Below are 19,320 nucleotides of genomic sequence, written 5' to 3'. Positions count from 1 at the left end.
TTTTTCTTTCTCACGGCCATTTGATACGATGGCGCATCTGGACTATGGGCTTCGGCATGGAGGGATGGACTGTGAAGAGTCATACAAGACTGAAGCGGGTGCGTGCGAGGGCGCTGGCAGTGATCTCGTTCCTCGTCATCGGGATGGGGGCGGGGGCAGCCGTTGCGTATGATGTCATTGAGGTGGCGCACGGTGGAACGGTCGAAGGCGTCGTCAGGCTGGAAGGGACGGTTCCTGATCCCAAGGGGTTCAACCTCATTACCTTCCCAGATCCTGCCTATTGCGGACGGATTTCAAACGGTCGAGGCTGGAGATTATTGCGCGATTTTGTCGTGAGTCAGGACGCCGGACTGAAGGACGCCATCGTGTTGTTGGAGGGGGTCGAGGCAGGGAAGTCGTTTGAGACCTCCGTACCGTTGATCGAAGCCCGTGACTGCATGTTTCAACCGTTTATGACGATCGTCCGGAACGGGCATGCCGTGGAAGTCATTAACATGGATCCGGTGATGCACGATATTCAGGGCTATGAAACGTCTCCGGAGGCCGGTGCCAGAACATTGTTCAATACCCCGTTGGTCATGAATCATCAACATCATCGCGGCGACATTCATGCCATTCACAATCACGCGCCGGGCAAGTCGCTGGTCGGGCCTGTCTATCTGAACAAGGGACGCCGAACCTTTTACATGCAGTGCGGCTTCCATGCGTACATGGAAAGTTGGGCGATGGCGGTCAATAACCCCTACTACGCGCTGACCGATAGCACCGGGGCCTTCAAGATCGACAACATTCCCCCGGGAACCTATCAGTTGGTGGTGTGGCATCCACAGACCGGTCCAGGCCTGACGAAGATGGTCACGGTTCAGGCAGACGGCACAGTGAAGGAGCAGCTCTCATTGCAGGCTCCCAAAGGAAATCGGTCTGCCTACAAGGTGATGGACAATCCTCGTTTCGGCCCGGAGTCATTGGGTCATTCGATCGACATCCAGCCGCTAGTGGAACATCAGCATTGATGGGATCTTCAGTCCTTCCTCGTCTGAGGGCGCGAGCCGGGCTTGTGTGTCTCGCGTTCTTGGTTCTGTCAGGCATTGTCGTCAACTCGGCCCGGGGCGGGGCATCGACCGTACCGGCCGCCGAATTTTCCGGGACTCTCATCAAACAAGTCGAAGGCCGGCGACATCAGGCGCAAGTGTTTGCGAAGGGTGACCGTATTCGTTTGGAGTATAAATATGCGTTGAAGACCGACTATGGGTATGCCGCGATTGAGATTATTCGCTTGGATAAGGCTGAAACCTGGTATCTTCTCGCACAGCGGAAAGAGTTGCTGGTCACGCCGATCGATGTGGACGATGTGTTGCCGGTTCGGCCCACCTTGCCAGGCGAGAAAGAGCGGGTCTTAATCGGTGATGCGACGGCGGTCGGCCGGCCTGCGCAATTATTCGAGGTGCAGACGGATCGCCATGGCCGGATTGAACGGTTTTTTGAATGGGTTGATGTGGAAGCCGGGATCGTGTTGAAACTGGTGAGTCGCGATCGAGACTGGTCCGTGGAGTACGAGCGGATTCGACTCTCCCCCCAGCCGGATTACTATTTTGATGAGCCCCCTGGGTATAAAAAACGGGCGAGCCCCGCAGGACCCAGGGTGCAGGGGTAGCAGGGCGACAAGGAACTTTGATGACGCAAATGGTTCGAACTAAACCTAAACAGGGTGTTGTGGCAGTCGTTGGACTTCTGTGCGCGCTCGCATGGCTCAATCTGTCTATGCCGTCTATGCTGATGGCCGGGGCATCGGCCGTTCCCAAAGAAGCCCAGGCGGCCTTTGAGAAGAAAGCCTATCAGCAGGTGCTCGATGAACTGGCGAAGCTCGATAAGGACAAAGCTGCTGCCCCCGATGTCCGGCGGCTCAAAATCCGATCCTTGATCAATCTAGGCAAGCCGAAAGAAGCGCTAGATGAGTATGATCTGCTGGCCCAGTCTCTCAAGCGCGACGATGAGCCGGTGCTTCGTGAGGTGGCGCTTGGATTGATCGTAGTGCTCGTGAAGGATATGCGCGAGCAAATGCGCGGAGCGGCCTACACAGCATTGAAGGAAATCGACTCCCGTGACGCCGTGCCCCTGTTCGAGGATGGATTAAGCGATGGGTCCGGCCCCGTGCGTGTATTGGCGGTCGAAGGGCTGGGTCGTTCGGAAGCCGGGCGGAAGTCGAAGAAGTTGCGCGGGGCGATTGAGGACCAGGCTGGGCTGGTCAAGGCGCGCGTCGTTAAGGTGCTTGGCCGTTCCGGGGATTCGTCTGTATTGCCTCTCATTGAGGCTGCAGCGAAGGACGAACTCTCTCCGGTGCGCATTGCTGCCTATGCGGCGCTGATCAGGTTAGGGAAAAAAGAGGCCTGGGACGAGTTGCGGAAGGTCGCCGATGCGGCGAATCCAGACGATCGGACCGATGCCATGCGGGCGATCGCCGATCTGAAAGATCAGCGTGGCGCGCCTCTCATGATGGAACTCTTGACCTATGCCCAGCCTTCCGTACGGGGGACTGCGGCCAGAGGATTGGGACAGCTTGGACGGAAAGAGGCCCGCGAGAAGATTGAAGTGTTATTGAAGGATCCTATCCCGGCGGTACGAGAATCCGCCGTGTCGAGCCTGGCTGAGTTAGGCGCGGTCGAGTCTGTTCCGGCTATCAAACAGTTGTTAGGAGATGGACAGGTCACGGTGCGGGCGGCGGCGGTGGCGTCCCTGCTCCAACTCGGGCAATCGTTTGAGATGGTCGCTGAGACGGCTAGAGCGCTGGCGCAGCAAAGCGATACGGCCTCCCGTGCCTCGATTGCCTTTGCGCTTGGGAAGGCGACCAAGTCAAATGCCAAGGCCGCCGTCATATTTTTGAGCGGCCTGACGGCGGACTCATTGCCCGGCCCCAAGATCGTTGCCCTGCGGTCGCTGGGCCATATTGGAGATCGTGAGGTGATTCCTCTGATGATGGAGGGGATGCACGATACCAATGAGGCCGTTCGGGCGACGGCGGCAGGAGGACTCTTGCACCTGTTGCAATCGAACCCATAGTGAGGAGTGGATACTCGCCTCTTGCTTAGGATTGACAGGGTACGGTAGACTTTTATATACATACTCGATCCACGATCAGCCTCGCCAGCGTGATAGCGATCGAGTACATCGGAGAGGAAGTGATTCCTTCCATTCCTCTCACCAGGCCGGTGGATTGGCGGAAGGAAATCACAAGTGAGAAATCAGGCAGTTAGTTCATCACAAGGAGGCAGTCTCATGAAGAAGGGTGCGTTATCAGTTGTGTTTGGTGCGGCCGCGGTGGCGTTTGTGGCAGCCCCGCTTTTGGCCAATGCAGGCGGAACCATTGCCGGGAAAGTGACCTATGCCGGGAAAGCTGAGCAGAAGGAATTCTCCTTCGCCAAGTTCCCGAACCCCAAGTTCTGCCCGAAGAACCCGAACAAGAGCTTGATGGATGGCGATAAGCGCTTCCTGAAGACCATCGATGTGGGCAAGGATGGCGGTCTGAAGGGTGCGGTTGTGGCGGTGGTCGATATCGAAGACAAGGCATTCATGGATGGGTATGCAGGAACTGACGTGACTGCGGCCTTCTGTGAGTTCCTCCCGTTCTCTGGTGTCGTCGTGAACAACAAGAACTTCAGAGTTGAGAACACCGATGCCGATCCGGATGACCCCAAGTCGACTCTGGGCGTCCTTCACAATCCGCATAGCTTTGTCGTGAAGGGTTCCAGCTCCGCAACCGGTTTCAACATCGGTTTGGCGAAGAAGGGCGACAAGATGGAGAAGCCGGTGACCTTCCGCGGCGGCGCCGAGAAGGAAGGATTCTATCGGTTACAGTGCGACCAGCATGAGTTCATGCAGTCGTTCTTCCTCCCGGTGACGAATGCACACTATGCCGTGGTGAAAGATGACGGCACGTTCGAGCTCAAGGATGTTCCAGCCGGCAAGCACAAAGTGGTGGCCTGGCATCCGTTTGCCGCCAAGGGCAAGAGAGTGGAGTTTGAGGTAGAGGTTCCCGAAGGCGGGAAGGCCGATCTCAAGGCTGAAATCAAGTAAGCTGGTTTTCGTATGTGGCGGGGTGACCCGTCCGTAAAGGGCAGCGGAGCAATCCGCTGCCCTTTGTGTTTCTGCTGAGTTTTCCCTCGGTTGAGTCGCCTTGCCTTTCAGTTTCTGAACTGGGTAAGATGCCAATCTTCTGAATCAGCATGCGTCAAGGGGATTGGTGTGTCACGAGAACTCTCGCTCGCCGAAATCTTTCAACTCGGATACTACTGGGAGACGAAAATTCTCCTGACAGGCGTGCGCCTGGACCTCTTTTCCGCTCTCGACGGGAAGCGGAGAACAGCTCAGGACATCGCCGGCCGTCTCGGCGCCCATGAGCCGACCCTGACGCTGTTGTTAAACGCACTTGTCGCCATGCGATTGCTGAGCAAAGAAGGCGAAGCCTACAGTAATTCTGCGGCAGCAGACACGCATCTCGTGAAACATTCTCCTCAATATATCGGGCACTTGCTCCTGTTGCACGATGCAGAATGGGAGAATTGGGGAAAGTTAGAGCAGACCATTCGAACCGGGCAGCGGGCCGTCGATCGGCATGTTTTTGAGACGGATCCCGAGCTGGGCACCAATGTGCTTGCTGTGCTTCACCGGATCGGACAGCAGAGCGGGCCAGATTTTGCCAGGCGGCTGAGTCTGACCGGGCCGGTGCGCATGCTGGACTTAGGAGGCGGTGCGGGAACGAATGCGATCGCCTTTTGTCAGGTCTATCCCGAACTCACGGCCACTGTCTTCGATCTCCCTGCGACGCTGCGTCTGACGGAGAAGACGATAAAGGAAGCCGGTCTCGATTCGCGGATTGCGCTGCACCCTGGAAACTTCAATACGGACAACCTCGGCGGTCCTTATGACGTCGTGCTGATGTCCGACATTTTGCACTACCAGACCTACGAGACGAATGCGGCGTTGGTCAAGAAAGTCCTGGCGCATCTGGCCCCAGGGGGGCGCTTGATCATTAAAGATCGATTTTTGGACGAGGCGGGAACCGGACCTGCCTGGACGACGGCTTTTGCGGTTCATATCCTGGTCAATACGCAGCAGGGTGGCTGCTACAAGACGGGTGACGCTATTCAATGGATGACCGCAGCGGGGTTTGCCTCGGCCACGGAGCTGGAGAAAACCGCCGTGGTACAGGGCCTGAAAGGTACAAGGTAAGCGCGTGATGGACTGGCTCAAAGATCCTGGATTTCTTGGGACGCATGCCACGATCGGTGCGGACTTGAGCCAGTTCATGGCCACACTCTTTACCGGTCTGTTTATCGTGGGATGGATTCAGGCGAAACAGCGCAAGGCCGATGCCCATCATTGGCTGATGCTGGGCGGGATGATCTCCATGCTCAGTTTTTTCATTGCCTACTACTTGTTTCGGCAGCTTGGGGTTTTGGCGGTTGAGGGCAAGGAAGGGTTCGGGGGCTCCCAAGCGCTGTACGACTACGTGTTTATTCCGGTGCTCACGCTCCACATCATTCTCGTCATTATCGGATTGGTGATGGCGGTCTATATGATCGTGTTGGGATTTCGCTCGCAGCAGGTGATCAGCGGCGTCCGGTCGCTGCGCGAGTCGCTGCTGGTCACAACCTGGAAGAAAGTGGGCGTGATCTTTGGTGTGGTCACGGTCGTCGTGCTCGGACTGTTTTTTTCTCGCGTCGCGACCGCCGGCTTTTCCATGCGGAAGCTGGAGGTGTATCTCGGGCTGCTGTTGCTGGTTGGGATTGTGCTGGCGATAGAGATCACGATTCAACGTATTTGGCCGGATGGCGGCCGTCGGCATCGCGCGCTGGGCCGATTCACGATGGTCATCTATTGCATCCTATTTGCCACCGGCACCTTTACGTACACGATGCTCTACATTCTGTATCCCGGGAAAATCGGATAGCTCGATGTTGACCTGTGGCTGTGGGCGCTGGATGCATACCGAGGGTATTGAAGAGCGAGCCTATGACGACGGGGCGCTGCAGTGGTTCATTCGATCGGAATGTCGCGGCTGCGGGCTCAAGGTCGGCGTGGATGTTCCGGCCGGACAGATGCATGGATTGGTCGACCGTCTGACGTGGACGGATGACGCGTTGCATCGGCTTGAACGCATGCCGCCGTATTTGGCGCCGCTGTTTCGGGGTGAGGTCGAGCAGGATCTGCGGACGCGCGGTGAACGCGTGGTGACGTACGATGTGCTGCTCCGTCCGCGCACCGGTGAACGCATCGAGTGGGATGCCGAGGCGGAACGGCGTCTGGATCGGGTGCCGGCTCCCGTCCGCGCAATGGCCAAAGTCGAGCTGGAACGAACGGCGGCTGATCGCGGACAGACCAGGATCACCGTCGCGCTGATGGAAGAACTCAAGGCGAAGTATTTCGGGATGGCGGCGCAGAAATCGTGAACGGTCAATTGAACCGTCGCGCTGTTTTTTCACGCTTCACGTGGCGGGGTTGACGAGACCAGTATGTTGCATCGAATGGCATTGCGGGTGCTTCCGAGTCTGAGTCTGGCGGTGACGGAAGATCCCGTGCGCAAACAGAAGCGCCTCGTCATGTTTGTGCCGGGGTTAGTCGCCTTCGGGGTCTATCGGTTCGCGAAGCATGTCGTGCCGTTGACGGAGCCGTTGGTGTTGCTGGCGGTGAGCAGTATGGTGGCGATGATCACCGCACTCTTGGCCTATCGGGTTGGACGAGCAGCTTCCTGGACGGTGATCGCGCGAGAAGATGGGGTCAGACTCTTGGCTTGGCTGGCCGGATGGATCGGCGCCGTGTACGGCGTTCAGCTCTCGCTTCTGGTGCTCGCATTGTTGTGGATCGTGGGCTACAGCTATCTGCAGCATCCCGATGGCCCGGCCATGATGGCGATTATTATTTCCAGCACGGCGGTGGCCCGCGATGCGTTTGAGATCGGTCATGTGCGAAAGCTCGCGGTCCAGGGACGCCCGTTTCTCACCTTTCCTGATGGAACAGCCCTCCGTACGTTGGTTCGGAGCCGGCTGTCTGAGGTGGGGCCGTGGGGACTCGTTGGTCTCGGTGTCGGCGGGTTGATGGGATTGTCGGGGCATGTGATCGCCGACGGGCAGATGGCGGCACTGGCGCAGTTGCTAGGGATCACGATTCTCGGCGGGGGGCTTGCACTCTGTGCGTATTTTGGTGGCTTGCGCCCTTCCGCCTCATGGATGGAGACGCTCAAGCGGACGGCGCCGACTGAGTTGCTGAAATATTGGTGGTGGCCCGGGATGGCGTTCGCGTCTACGTACTATTTGGTCGTGATGGGATTGGTGTTGTTTGTCGGCGGACAGCCGGGCATGGCAACGGGGCAGGCCGTGGTGGGTGGTGCGTTGGTCACGGCGATCATGACGCTGTATGGATATTACCTGGGCCATCGCCGGCAAGTTGAAGATGAGCAGGCGCCGCAGCTGTCGAGTGGAATGCTGCGCTGTCCTTTCGTCATGGGGATTCTTGGCAAGTCGGCCCCTGCGTCCGGCAGCATGAACGGACTGGCCGGCGACATGGCCTTAAGCAAGACAGGATCAAAGGGGTAGCGTATGCGTCGTCGCAGCTGGATGACCGGTTCCATGATCGCAGTGGTGGTGTGTGTCACGATTCTGGCCGCGCTCGTGCCCGTGATCGGGAATGGACCGAGTCTGTCGTTCGCCGAGGGCACCGCGGATTTGTACTTTGGCACAGAGGGGACGCCACAGGGTCCGCCGGCTCCGGGACCTCATGAGACCGTCTATTCACGGATCGGTTCATTCGATAGCCGGCTCTTGGTCTGGTTCGTGACGCAGCAGCATACCTACTTCGGCGGATTCGTCCTCGCGCTGCCGTTGTTTTGTGCCTTGCTGGAGTTTGCCGGGCTGATCACGAAGAAGCCGGCCTTGTCGCTGCGCTATGACGGCTTGGCCAGAGACTTGGCGAAGGTCGCGTTGCTGGCGCTCTCGGTGACCGCGGTGGTCGGAAGCCTCATGCTGTCCATGTTCATTTACTTCTACCCGTCGTTCATGAAGTATATGGGCGGGACGTTCAAGTCGTTTATGCCGGCGTATGCCATCGTGTTTGTCGGAGAGGCGTTGCTGCTGATCGTCTATTACTACAGCTGGAATCGGATGGCGGAACCCGGGCTGAAGTGGATCCATGCCGCGATCGGCATCCTGACGAATATCTTCGGCACATCATTGTTGTTGCTGGCAAACGCCTGGTCGGCGTTTATGATGGCGCCAGCCGGTGTCGATGCGCAGGGTCGGTTTCTCGGGAACGTCTGGCACTTGCTCCACTCCGCTCTCTGGAATCCCCTCAACGTTCACCGATTCCTCGCGGACATTATGTCGGGCGGCGCGGTGGTGCTGGCCTATGCGTGCTATCGGTTTTTCACCAGCAAAACCAGTGAGGAGCGGGCCTATTACGATTGGGTCGGCTATATCTTTTTGTTCGTCACTGTTTGCGCGTTACTGCCGATGCCTATCGCAGGCTATTGGCTTATGCGCTCGGTGTATGCCTTCAGCCAGAGCATGGGCGTGACCATGATGGGCGGGTTGTTGACCTGGCTCTTTGTCGTACAGGCGTTGTTGATCGGCGCGCTGCTCTTAGGGATCAACTACTACATCTGGCAGAGTATGGCGCGCATCAAGGGCGGGGAGCGCTACCAGTCCTACTATCAATTTCTGCTCGGCGTACTGACGCTGGCGCTGTTCATCTGGTTGACGCCGCATACGGTTTTGATGTCAGGGGCGGAAGTGAAAGCGATGGGCGGAGCCCAGCACCCGGTGGTCGGGAACTACGGGGTGATGTCGGCGAAGAACGGCGCGGTGAATGTGATGATTCTGATCACGGCGCTCAGTTTCCTCTACTATCGGCGGGCCAATCGAACGATGACGGTGTCCTGGGTGAAGACGGGGAATCTTCTGATTGGAACCTTGTACACGGTGGGTCTCGTGAATGTGATCTGGCTGTCGATCTACGGATTCTATTTGCCCGCGAAGGTTCGTGTGGGACTGTCTTCGCCGCAGGCCTTTACGACATTGACGGTGATCCTGGCGGGTGTCGTGATCAACCGTTTCATGCTGCGGGGCTCGATTGTGCATGGTCCCGTGCAATGGGGAAAGATCTCGGTGCGTGGCATGGTGGGGCTCTTCGGCTTGGCGGCGGCGTTCACCTGGGTGATGGGGTTGATGGGCTACATTCGATCGTCCGGACGCCTGTCCTGGCACGTCAGCGAGCTGATGGCCGATGTCTCTCCCTGGGCCTTTACTCCGGATCTGGAGTTCGCGGCGAAGATGGTCACGTTAAACATGATCGTATTTTGGGGGGCGGTGTTCGCGCTTTTTTGGATGTGTCAGCGCGGACAGCAGCCGGTGATGGGAGAAGAGTTTTTCGAGGAGCAGGCGCCAGCGTTGGCTCCCTCGTCTTCGCAAGAAGCCTCATCGTAACGAAAGGGTTGTAACCTCTATGAACGGTCGGATGGTGTGGAGTGCAGTGGCGTTGGCGAGTGTGGCGCTGTGTGTCGGAGCCGTCACCACGGAGTCCGCGTATGCGGAGAACCAAGTCTTGGTGTTGGAAGATTTTCAAGGGAAAGAAGCCGATGGGTTTCCTTCGTCTTGGGATCACGAGAACCAGCGCAGCCATTCCAAAGGGCGTGACGCCTATAAAGTACAGACGGAAAACGGCGTAAATTTCTTATCGGCCAAAGATGCCGGACAGCGTATCAAGAAGAAAAAGATCGACTGGGATCCGAAGGCCTATCCGGTGCTCACCTGGCGCTGGCGCTTATTAAAGGCACCGGCGGGAACGGATCAAATTGCGGCGATCTATGCTTCCCTTGATACCGATCTGATGTTTATCCCGGTGTTCACTAAGTATGTCTGGAGCGGGACCAAGCCGGAAGGGACGCTGACGGAAGGCGGCATGTTCAGCGGGTCTGAGATCGTCATGCAGAGCGGGACCAAAGACGTCGGCCAGTGGTTTGAAGAGCGTGTGAATGTCTATGAGGACTTCAAGCGCTTACATCAACATGAGCCGGCGCCTAAAGCGTGGGGCATTTCGATCATTGCCGCGCCCGGGGTTGAGATTGATTTCGGCTCGCTGGTGGCCAGTCCTGCCAAGTAACGGAGGGAGCACCGTTATCATGACTGAGTCTGGGGACCGAGGCCTTCCCGCCAGAAAGCTCGTGGACATCGTATTCGGTGTGGTGGTGATGGGGACCGTGGGGACGCTGATCGGTCTCATCATGGGCAGTGAATTCATGCCGCCGGCTATTGGTATTGGACTGGTCATGGGCGGCGTCGTGGGTTTTCTTGGCGGCCGAAGGTTTTTGATCAGTATCTTAGTGGGAACGGTGTTGGGTGGTGCGTTGGCCTGGTTGTTGGCCGGGCCGGAACGGATCTCGTATGGGGCCGGTGCCGGAGCGGCCATGGGGGGATTTCTCGGGGTCCAGGTTTCGATGCTGTTGGATATGCGCGCGGCCCGCAAGGCCGAAGCGGCGGGTGCATCCGTTGAAGAGGTGGCTCAGGATGCCCGTCGATAGGGGTCATGTCGGATTTTTGGGGGTGCGTGGAGACGTATGGAAAACAGGGGTGTGCTGATCGGGTCAATCGTCTTTGTCTTCGGGTCGTTCATTCTCCTGATCGTCGGGCTGGTCTATGAGTCGTATAAGGCCAAGCAGATGCGGGAATTGGCCATGAGCATCCAGACGGAATCCCGCCCGGTGGCGTCCCTGCCCGTTGCGCATGATTTCTCCATGTACAAGACGAGAATCGGCGATGAAGGGCGCGAGATGGTGCAGGTGCCGGCAGGGCCGTTTACGATGGGGAGTAACGATGGAGATCCGGACGAAGCACCTGAGCGGCAGGTGTTTTTGAAAGGGTTCTTTATCGATCGAAACGAAGTGACTCAGGATGAGTATCTGCGGTTTGCCAAAATGACCAAACGCGCATTCCCAAGGATCGAAGTCTTTGAGGATGACCAGTCGAAAGTCTTAAAGCCTGAATTGGCGGCGATGAGCGTCTCCTGGGACGATGCGGTTGCCTATTGTAAGTGGGCTGGTAAACGACTGCCGACAGAGGCTGAGTGGGAGAAAGCCGGGCGCGGGGAGGGGCAGCGAAAATATCCCTGGGGTGACAAATTCATAAATAGCGTGGCCAACGTAGATGGGCCTGAAGATGGATACAAGTATCTGGCGCCTCCGGGCTCATTTGAGGCCGGGCGGAGTCCTTACGGATTGCACGATATGACCGGCAATGTTGCCGAATGGGTCGCAGATACGTATGACGAGCACTACTATAAAAAGGCCGGGTTTCGTGACCCGAAAGGGCCTGATGAGGGCGATCTGAAAGTGGTGCGCGGGGGATCCTGGAGGGAGACCGCGCAAAATGCCAGGCTCTCCAAGCGGTTTGCGGCCAAGCATTGGCGGAATGACATCACGATCGGAATCCGTTGCGCGAGCGATTTGGAGCCGAGCGGCGATACGGCCGGTCAGTAGCGGTCATGTTGGAAACTAGATTCAAGGTTGTGTTCCTTATCGTGGTGCTGCTGTTTGCAGCCATGCCGATCATTGCCATTCTTCGTGGGACGACCACGACTCCTTTTGAAGAGAATGATGCCGTCTCCCAGGTCTCGGGGCAGCCTGGCGATGTAACTACAGCAGCCGAAGCGCCGATAGACGAAGAGATGGTCGTGATCCCTGCCGGGCCTTTTCTTCGTGGGACGGATGCGGGCGGACTTGACGAAGGGCCGCCCAGGGAAATCTTTCTCGATGCCTTTCAAATCGACCGCTATGAAGTGACCAATTCTCAGTATGGGCAGTTTGCGTCCGCTACCGGTCACCGAAAGGCTGGGCCGCCGTCGCGGTATGCCAAAAATGTGTCCAAGATGCGCGGCCCGAATCAACCTGCCATCTATGTGTCCTGGGACGATGCGGTGGCGTACTGTCAGTGGAAGGGCCGACGGCTTCCCACGGAGGCGGAATGGGAAAAGGCGATGCGAGGTGCCGACGGCCGACTGTGGCCTTGGGGCAATATGGAGCAGCCGGATGGAGCCAACTGGGCGCGCGTCAATGACGGATTCGAAGCCAGTGCTCCTGCGGGATCGTTTAAGGCGGATGTGAGTCCCTATGGAGTCATGGACGGGGCTGGAAATGTCATGGAGTGGGTCCAGGACTGGTATGCAGAGGGATATTACAAAGACGCATCAGACCGAAATCCATCGAGCCCGGAGTATGGCGTGTATCGAACGATGCGAGGGGGGGCGTACACGACGACTGGGGGCGATCTTCGCCTCACCAGTCGAAGTAAAATGGTCCCTGATTTTCGTGATGAAACGATCGGATTTCGGTGCGCAATGTCAGTGGAAAATGGTGGGGCTGAGACAGCGAATCACAGCATGAAACCTACAGAAAATCAAAGTAGTAGAGAATCAGAAACACGGCCAAAATGATATTGACAACCATACCGGCCAAAACTATAATGTCGAAAATTTTTGAGTTTTTTGTCATGGGTTTCCTTGTGTTGTTATGGCCGCCAGCTAAGGAATTTTGAATAACACACAGGTTTTTTGGTGTCAAGAAATACGCGGACTTCACTCACTATTTCGAGCATGGAAGGGGAGGCAAGATGGCGACGGCAACAGCAGACAGCGATGTGATGGTTAAGGTCGGCAAGATGATTTTCTACATCACTTGTGCGGTGGGTTTGTGGTTCTTCTATTGGTTCGCCGGTATTCAGTGCCCCTGCTAGGGTAGGGCCGCTGTGCGCAGGAATGTTTTGAATCTATGGTCGATCTGATGAGGAGGAGATAATGGGGCAGAATATTTTGTACGGGTTTATCTCTGTGGTGGTCTGCGTGGGGTTTTTCTTGATGGTCGACCATTTCTTGATGGATATGCAGGGCCTGGACTTCTGGTACATGTTCCGCAAGTAGGCTGGCCTGCGTCGGATTTGAGGGCTTGTGATGAATTTTTTTCGTAATGCATTAAGGAGGTATCCCATGGGTCTTGTAACCCGGAAGAAAGTGTTCTCAATCATGGCGCTCTGCGCAATGGTTGGCCTCCTTCTGTTTCCTGTGGTGGTGTCGCTTCCGTCACTGGCAATCGGTGCGGATGCGGCTGACGCAGAAAAGAAGGATGATGCGAAGGTTGAGAAGGGGCGCGACGTCTATTATAAGACGGAGGGTATTGTGGCTGGCGCGCCCGCTCCGAAGACCGTCGATGGTCCAAGGGACTATCCGCGGTACAACTTCGAGAGCCGCGTGCTTCTCTGGTTCGCGAATCAGCAGCATCTCTACTACGGCAGCTTCGTGCTTGCCGTACCGATTTTCTGTATGGTCGTCGAATTCATGGGGGTCGTGACGAAGGATAAGGCGTTGGCGAAGCGGTATGATCAGCTCGCCTATGACTTCATTAAGATCAGTCTTACGGCGTACTCCCTGACGGCTGTGCTCGGCGGTATTCTGATCTTCACCTTCCTCACTCTCTATCCTGCGTTTTTCGGTTATCTGTCCAGCATTTTCCGTCCGGTCATGCACATCTATGCGTTGATGTTCGTGGCGGAGAGCGGCACTCTCTATATCTACTACTATGGCTGGGACAAGATGCGAGAGGGATTCCTGAAGTGGATCCATCTGAGCATGTCGGTAATCTTGAATATCATCGGGACCTTGCTCATGTTCCTGGCGAATTCGTGGATCGGATTCATGATGTCGCCAGCCGGTGTGGATGAGCAGGGGCGGTTCCTCGGAAACATCTGGCACGTTATCCATACGGCCTTGTGGAATCCGCTCAATCTCCATCGAATCCTTGGCAACATGGCCTTCGGTGGCGGTGTGGTCGCGGCTTATGCGGCGTATAAGTTCCTGGCTTCAAAGACCGATGAAGATCGCGCCCACTATGATTGGATGGGTTACATCGCGATGGCGTTGGGCGTTGCGTTTTTGATCCCGTTGCCCTTTGCGGGCTACTGGCTCATGCGTGAGGTTTATGCGTATCGTCAGCAGATGGGCATTACCCTCATGGGTGGATTGCTGGCCTGGCTCTTCATTATTCAGGCGACCATGATCGGCATCTTGTTCCTGAGCACAAACTACTACTTGTGGCAGGCGATGGGCCGGATGCGCGGAGCGGAAAAGTATCAACGCTACATTAAGTATCTGGTGTTCATTCTCGCGTGCGGTTACTTGGTCTTTATTACCCCGCATACGATGGTCATGACTCCTGCGGAGTTGAAGGCCATGGGCGGACAGCAGCATCCGGTGCTAGGTAACTACGGCGTTATGTCCGCGAAGAACGGCGGCATCAACGTCATCATTACCACCACGGTGTTGAGTTTCGTGTGGTATATGCGAGGCAATAAAGTTTCGACCGTCTCTTGGTCGAAGTTTGGAAACATCTTTATGGGATGTTTCTTTTTCTTTGCCTACGTCAATATCATCGGATTGGCCATTTACGGATACTATATCCCGGCTAACGTCCGTGTCGGATTATCCGTTCCGCAGGTGGCAACCACGCTCTCCTGTCTCTTCTTCATGTTTGCCTTAAACAGCGTCATGATGAAGGGTGCCAAGCAGATGGGGCCCATCGAGTGGGGCAAGATTTCTGCCCGCTCGCAGTATGCTCTGATCATGTTGGCGACCGCCTTTACCTGGATGATGGGATTGATGGGGTACATTCGCTCATCGGTCCGCCTCTTCTGGCACGTGAATGAAATCATGCGAGACAACTCACCCTGGGCCTATACGCACACGGTCGGGTTTGCCGCCAATATGATTTCCTTTAACGTCTTGTTCTTCTGGATCAGCATTCTCTTTGTGTTTTGGCTTGGCAGCCTAGCGGCAAAGAAGGCTCCAGCTGGAGAAAAAGCCGGAGTTCCTGGAAGTGCGCCACAACCGGCTGGCAGCCACTAACCATCTTATTGAGCAACTGGCTCAGGGGGAAGGCTGTGCAAGTGCCTTCCCCCGGTGTAGCCGCAGGAGGTTAAAACCGTGGGCGATTTGATTAATCAAGCGCTAGAGATGGGGTGGCCGGCACTAGCGTTGCTGGCCGGCCTGTTAGTGTATTTTCAATTCTCCATCAGTGATCCCGTTGCGAAGAAGCGGGCCACGCTCAAGACGATTGTTGGGATGGCAGCGACGCTTCTTTTGTTCATTGCGATTGTGAACTACACGACCAGTTTCTACGGCGAGAACCGGCTGATGCCGGTGTCGCTCGTCATGATTACCGCCGCCGCGTTCATGGTGGCTGTTTATTTCCCGAACTTTGGGGCCTTGCTGAAAATCGGCGGCCTCATGTTTTTTGTGGCGGCGTTTCTTTCGGGTTACGGAAACTGGCTGCCGCAGGTCGAAGGTGGATTCCCTCCGAAGGAAGAAAAGCTTGAGTATAGTGGTATGACCGCTCAGCAGCTGGCCGATGAGGGTGAGAAAATTATCTTCGGCGGCGTTGGGAAAAATAAGGAGCAGGGTGCCATTGGAAAGGGTCAGTGTCCCCTTTGCCATGCATTCCATGCTGGCATGTTGGGTGAACGTGCGCCTAATTTGAACGGTTTGCCGGAGCGTGCTGGTAAAGAGCGACTCGATGATCCGAAGTATAGCAAGGGTAAGCCTGCTGGTCGTGACTATGCCCAGAAGGAAGCGTTCCCTGGTTCGGGAACGGCTGAAAATGCGATTGAGTACATTGCCGAATCGCACGCCTGTCCGAATTGCTATGTAGTGGCTGGTTTCGGTGTAAAGGGAACCAACGACAAAGAAAGTCCGATGCCGTCGATTCACAAGCCACCGATATCGCTCAGCATTGATGAGCTCGTTGCGGTCGATACCTGGTTGTTTGTCCGTGAAGGGCGAGATGCTCCATCTTTTGAAGAAATCTCAAAGGCCTATGAGAAGTTTATCCCAGAAGCGGATCGGCCTAAAAAGCAAGAAGAGAAGTCTGGTCCTCCGAGTGCGTTGATGGCGGACGGGACAGAGCCAGTTGATCAAATTCTTGCAAAGGCGCAGTGCGTCTCTTGCCATACGATCCCCGGAATTCCGGGTGCGAACGGCACCATCGGCCCCAAGCTGGTTGAGGGAACGAACGCGCCTAGTCGCATCAAGGATAAGGATTATAAGGGAACAGCGAAATCGACATCTGACTACATCATGGAGTCGATTGTGTCACCAAGTGCCTATGTGGTGAAGCCATTCCCGGATAATACGATGCCAAAGGTGTTTGGTCAGAAACTCAGTGCGGGAGCGCTCAAGAAGATTGTGGATTATCTCTCGCAAGTCTACGAGGGGAAAGAGCCTCCAAAGATTTCGTAACTGAGCTGTGAATCTTTTTAGACCAAAGGGAGTGAACTCATGAAAGCATTGATGTCAGTCGGCGCGCTGGTAGGGGCTATTGCGCTCCTCCTGCTAGTCGGGATGATCCTCGACGTCGTCCCGTCGAATACCGTCCGCTTAGTCGAAGGCTACATGCCTATCCAAATGTTGCTTGAGGTCGCCTGCTTCGTTGTCGGCTTTGCCGGATTGAGCTATATGTTTAGCTCAATGGGCATGGCGCTTCCTAGATTTTGGCAGGGAATCGGATTTTGGGCGTTTGTGCTGCTCTATTTGAAGTTCCGCGTCTATCCGCCCATTCCGTTCAGCGTTCGGGCCATGTATGGGACGGTGTCGCTCGTTGCGGTGTTCATGTGGGTGTCCGCAAACGAGGACGACTGGAAGAAGTTTAAGCAGCCGATCATGAACGTCCTCGATGCCCAGAGTGGAGCGAACAAGATGCTCCGCTACGCGTATCTCGTTCTGATTCCAGTCCTTGTTGGTTTCACCTCCTTCAATGCGATGAAGCCAAAATCTGAAGAGCCGGTTGAGTTGCGCACGGTGCATCCGGCTCCTCCGGCCAGCACGAAAGTTCATGGCAAGACCTATACCCTCCAGACCTCCCAGAATCCTTACCGTGTCAACCCTGAAGGGAAGTTTGACCAGGAATATAGCAATAAGCTGATCGTCGAACAGGGCATGGGGCGTTTGATGGCGCCTAATGCCAATCCGTGGGATGAAAAAAACCAGGGCTATCTGAAGTACGTGAAGGAAGGCGGAGAAATATTTTTCCAGAACTGCCACTTCTGCCACGGCGACAACTTGAATGGTCGTGGCCTCCATGCATTTGCGTTTAATCCGATTCCTGCCAACTTCACGGATCCAGGCACAATCGCTCAGCTTCAGGAGACGTTCATTTTCTGGCGCGTTGCCAAGGGTGGTATCGGATTGCCGAACGAAGGATTCCCCTGGGCCTCAGTTATGCCGCCATGGGAGCAGCATTTGACCGTCGATGAAATCTGGAAGGTCATTTTGTTTGAATACTGGCACACGGGTTACTACCCACGGACCTGGGACTAAGTCGTCCCTGGCATAACGGATAACCCTGGATTACGACATGAGGAAAAAAATGATGAATACGTCGATGGGCAAAAAAGCAGGGATCGTCCTTGCCTCGGCCTTTGGACTGGCGCTGTTCTCTGCCGGTCCGCTGGTCCTCTCGGCAACTGCTGAGGAAGTTCCGCAGGGATTTAAGAAGGGTGAGTTGGCGCCTGAACCAGCTGCAGACATGATCGAAGCCGGGAAGCGCGTCTACTTTACCAAGTGTGTGTGGTGCCATGGAGTGGATGGAGCCGGCGACGGGCCTGGGGCCGACCGGCTTTGGCCGCGTCCGCGCAATTTCAACCAGGGGACATTTAAGATCCGGCATACCGCGAGCGGCGAGTTGCCGTTGTTCGATGCCAAAAAGCCGACTCCCGGTCAGAACGATCTTTTTGAGACGGTGACCCATGGGCTGCCTGGTTCTGCAATGCCTTCCTGGGAAGGCATCCTGACGGAAGAGCAGCGGTTGCAGGTGTTGGCGTTCGTCACTACTCAATTGGTGAAGGATCGGAAGTTCACCGACAAGCAATCAGAAGCTCAGACGATTCTCCAGCTCGCCGATTTAAAGCCTAAAGAAGCGACAGAAGAAAGCAAGAAGAGAGGATCCGAGCTGATCGTTGAAAAGAAGTGCGTAGAATGTCACGGCATGGAAGGCCGTGGCGATGGTAACGCCTTCAATCTGAAGGATGACTGGGGTTTCTCGATCCAGCCTGCCAATTGGCACAAGTGCTGGAATTTCCGCGGAAGCCGTCAGGATCCGTACAATGTGAAAAACATTTTCAGGACCTTCTCGACCGGAGTCAATGGTACGCCGATGCCGTCGTTTGCTGATAACACCAGCATCGACGAGCGGTGGGACATTGCCAACTTCGTGAATTCATTGTGCGAAAGAGATCCTGAAGGGAATCCGCTCTCAATTGACCCACAGACGGATAAGCCGAAAGTCAACTTCGTGCTTCCATCAAATCCGGTGGAAGGTGAGATCCCAACGGATATGGAGAACGAAGCCTGGCAGAAAACCCAGAAGCGCCTTATCGCCATGGGTGGTCAGATCACGCATAAGCCGCGTAACTTTGTGAATCGGATCGATGATCTCTGGGTTCGGTCGCTGTATAACGAAAAGTCGATTGTCTATTTGATCGAGTGGGACGATCGTACCAAGAGTATGGCCGAAGGGAAATTGCCCTGGGCTCCGACTCAGGTCAACATTGATGTGAAGGAACAGGATCCGAAGACCGGTGAAGAAGGATCCATTGCGGCGCATCAAAATAATTACACGGTCTACAATGACGCGGTTGCGATCGAAACGCCGGTCAAGTGGCAGGATCTCCCGGCCCCGATTAAGCCGCGGTATCTATTTGGAAGCAATGAGCAATATCCTGTCGATATTGTGAAGTGGGAAGCTGACGGATCTCTCCGGGCCTTCAAGGGAACCGGCTGGGACAAGGATTTTGAAGAACGCGATAACTATGAAGAGAATCTGAAGGTTCTCAAGTCTGAATGGAAGAACGGTCGTTGGTACGTCATGATTCAGCGTCCAGTCGGAAACAAGAAGGACCAGGATTATGACGAAGACACGCTGTTCGAAATGGGGAAATACATCCCGACCGTGTTCTTTGCCTGGGATGGTCACAACGGTGATGCTGGACGCAAGATGGCCGTGTCGGCCTTCTACTACACGTTCATGCAGCCGCCGACGCCCCAGGAAGTGTATATCTATCCGTTCGTTATTGCCGGCGGGATCGTGCTGCTAGAAGCATGGGTTCTGACGCGCCGCGCAAACAAGCGGAAGGGCAAGACGCTCTAAGAGCACTCCGTACGTGAGTGGCTGAGCAGCGAATGAAGGGGGTGGGGTAACCCACCCCCTTCGTGTTTTTACGCCAGGAAGCGGTCGATCTG

The 19,320-nt window shown here is 55.8% G+C and carries 19 protein-coding genes; all 19 read left to right on the top strand.

The window, feature by feature from the left end:
* Positions 1-71: 71 nt before the first annotated feature.
* On the top strand, positions 72-1,013 hold the full coding sequence (locus tag NITLEN_RS12830) for a peptidase associated/transthyretin-like domain-containing protein (RefSeq protein WP_245924462.1): 942 nt from the start codon (positions 72-74) through the stop codon (positions 1,011-1,013).
* Positions 1,013-1,654 carry a hypothetical protein gene (locus NITLEN_RS12825; protein WP_121990011.1) on the top strand — a complete coding sequence of 214 codons (642 nt, stop codon included), beginning with the start codon at positions 1,013-1,015 and terminating at the stop codon, positions 1,652-1,654. Before NITLEN_RS12830 ends, NITLEN_RS12825 begins: the two co-directional genes overlap by 1 nt.
* A 20-nt stretch (positions 1,655-1,674) precedes the next feature.
* Positions 1,675-3,057 carry a HEAT repeat domain-containing protein gene (locus NITLEN_RS12820; RefSeq protein WP_121990010.1) on the top strand — a complete coding sequence of 461 codons (1,383 nt, stop codon included), beginning with the start codon at positions 1,675-1,677 and terminating at the stop codon, positions 3,055-3,057.
* A gap of 216 nt (positions 3,058-3,273) precedes the next feature.
* Complete coding sequence (locus tag NITLEN_RS12815; protein WP_121990009.1) at positions 3,274-4,071, top strand: hypothetical protein; 798 nt, start codon at positions 3,274-3,276, stop codon at positions 4,069-4,071.
* A 168-nt stretch (positions 4,072-4,239) separates the two neighbouring features.
* A complete protein-coding gene (locus NITLEN_RS12810; RefSeq protein ID WP_181416849.1) occupies positions 4,240-5,226 on the top strand; it encodes a methyltransferase in 987 nt (328 codons plus the stop codon).
* A 7-nt stretch (positions 5,227-5,233) separates the two neighbouring features.
* Entirely contained in the window at positions 5,234-5,947 is a 714-nt protein-coding gene (locus NITLEN_RS12805) for a DUF420 domain-containing protein (RefSeq protein WP_121990007.1), read from the top strand.
* Positions 5,948-5,951: 4 nt separating this feature from the next.
* Positions 5,952-6,446, top strand: coding sequence for a PCP reductase family protein (locus tag NITLEN_RS18315; protein WP_219999447.1), 495 nt, complete (start codon positions 5,952-5,954; stop codon positions 6,444-6,446).
* A 63-nt stretch (positions 6,447-6,509) separates the two neighbouring features.
* Complete coding sequence (locus NITLEN_RS12795) at positions 6,510-7,589, top strand: hypothetical protein (protein WP_121990006.1); 1,080 nt, start codon at positions 6,510-6,512, stop codon at positions 7,587-7,589.
* Between the two features lie 3 nt (positions 7,590-7,592).
* Complete coding sequence (locus NITLEN_RS12790) at positions 7,593-9,473, top strand: cytochrome ubiquinol oxidase subunit I (protein ID WP_121990005.1); 1,881 nt, start codon at positions 7,593-7,595, stop codon at positions 9,471-9,473.
* 19 nt (positions 9,474-9,492) lie between these two features.
* A complete protein-coding gene (locus NITLEN_RS12785; RefSeq protein WP_121990004.1) occupies positions 9,493-10,149 on the top strand; it encodes a DUF3047 domain-containing protein in 657 nt (218 codons plus the stop codon).
* A gap of 19 nt (positions 10,150-10,168) precedes the next feature.
* Positions 10,169-10,567 (top strand): hypothetical protein, encoded by a 399-nt coding sequence (locus NITLEN_RS12780; protein ID WP_121990003.1) that lies wholly within the window; start codon positions 10,169-10,171, stop codon positions 10,565-10,567.
* Positions 10,568-10,603: 36 nt separating this feature from the next.
* Positions 10,604-11,521: a formylglycine-generating enzyme family protein gene (locus NITLEN_RS12775; RefSeq protein WP_121990002.1), complete on the top strand. Its 918-nt coding sequence runs from the start codon at positions 10,604-10,606 to the stop codon at positions 11,519-11,521.
* A 5-nt stretch (positions 11,522-11,526) separates the two neighbouring features.
* Entirely contained in the window at positions 11,527-12,474 is a 948-nt protein-coding gene (locus NITLEN_RS12770; RefSeq protein WP_121990001.1) for a formylglycine-generating enzyme family protein, read from the top strand.
* A gap of 176 nt (positions 12,475-12,650) precedes the next feature.
* Positions 12,651-12,773 (top strand): hypothetical protein, encoded by a 123-nt coding sequence (locus NITLEN_RS18580; protein ID WP_281267817.1) that lies wholly within the window; start codon positions 12,651-12,653, stop codon positions 12,771-12,773.
* A gap of 61 nt (positions 12,774-12,834) precedes the next feature.
* The gene (locus tag NITLEN_RS18575) at positions 12,835-12,957 is read left to right on the top strand and encodes a hypothetical protein (RefSeq protein ID WP_281267816.1); all 123 of its coding nucleotides are present in this window, start codon (positions 12,835-12,837) and stop codon (positions 12,955-12,957) included.
* A 66-nt stretch (positions 12,958-13,023) separates the two neighbouring features.
* Positions 13,024-14,934 carry a cytochrome ubiquinol oxidase subunit I gene (locus NITLEN_RS12765; protein WP_121990000.1) on the top strand — a complete coding sequence of 637 codons (1,911 nt, stop codon included), beginning with the start codon at positions 13,024-13,026 and terminating at the stop codon, positions 14,932-14,934.
* Between the two features lie 216 nt (positions 14,935-15,150).
* Complete coding sequence (locus NITLEN_RS12760) at positions 15,151-16,323, top strand: cytochrome c family protein (protein ID WP_245924461.1); 1,173 nt, start codon at positions 15,151-15,153, stop codon at positions 16,321-16,323.
* Positions 16,324-16,362: 39 nt separating this feature from the next.
* Positions 16,363-17,400, top strand: a complete 1,038-nt coding sequence (locus tag NITLEN_RS12755; RefSeq protein WP_121989998.1) for a c-type cytochrome — start codon at positions 16,363-16,365, stop codon at positions 17,398-17,400.
* A gap of 37 nt (positions 17,401-17,437) precedes the next feature.
* On the top strand, positions 17,438-19,228 hold the full coding sequence (locus tag NITLEN_RS12750) for a c-type cytochrome (RefSeq protein WP_245924460.1): 1,791 nt from the start codon (positions 17,438-17,440) through the stop codon (positions 19,226-19,228).
* Positions 19,229-19,320 lie beyond the last annotated feature (92 nt).

Source organism: Nitrospira lenta (assembly GCF_900403705.1).
In the GTDB taxonomy this organism is placed as follows: Bacteria; Nitrospirota; Nitrospiria; order Nitrospirales; family Nitrospiraceae; genus Nitrospira_D; species Nitrospira_D lenta.
The sequence above is the reverse complement of the archived record's forward strand: the minus strand, read 5'-3'. Positions and strand labels throughout refer to the sequence as shown.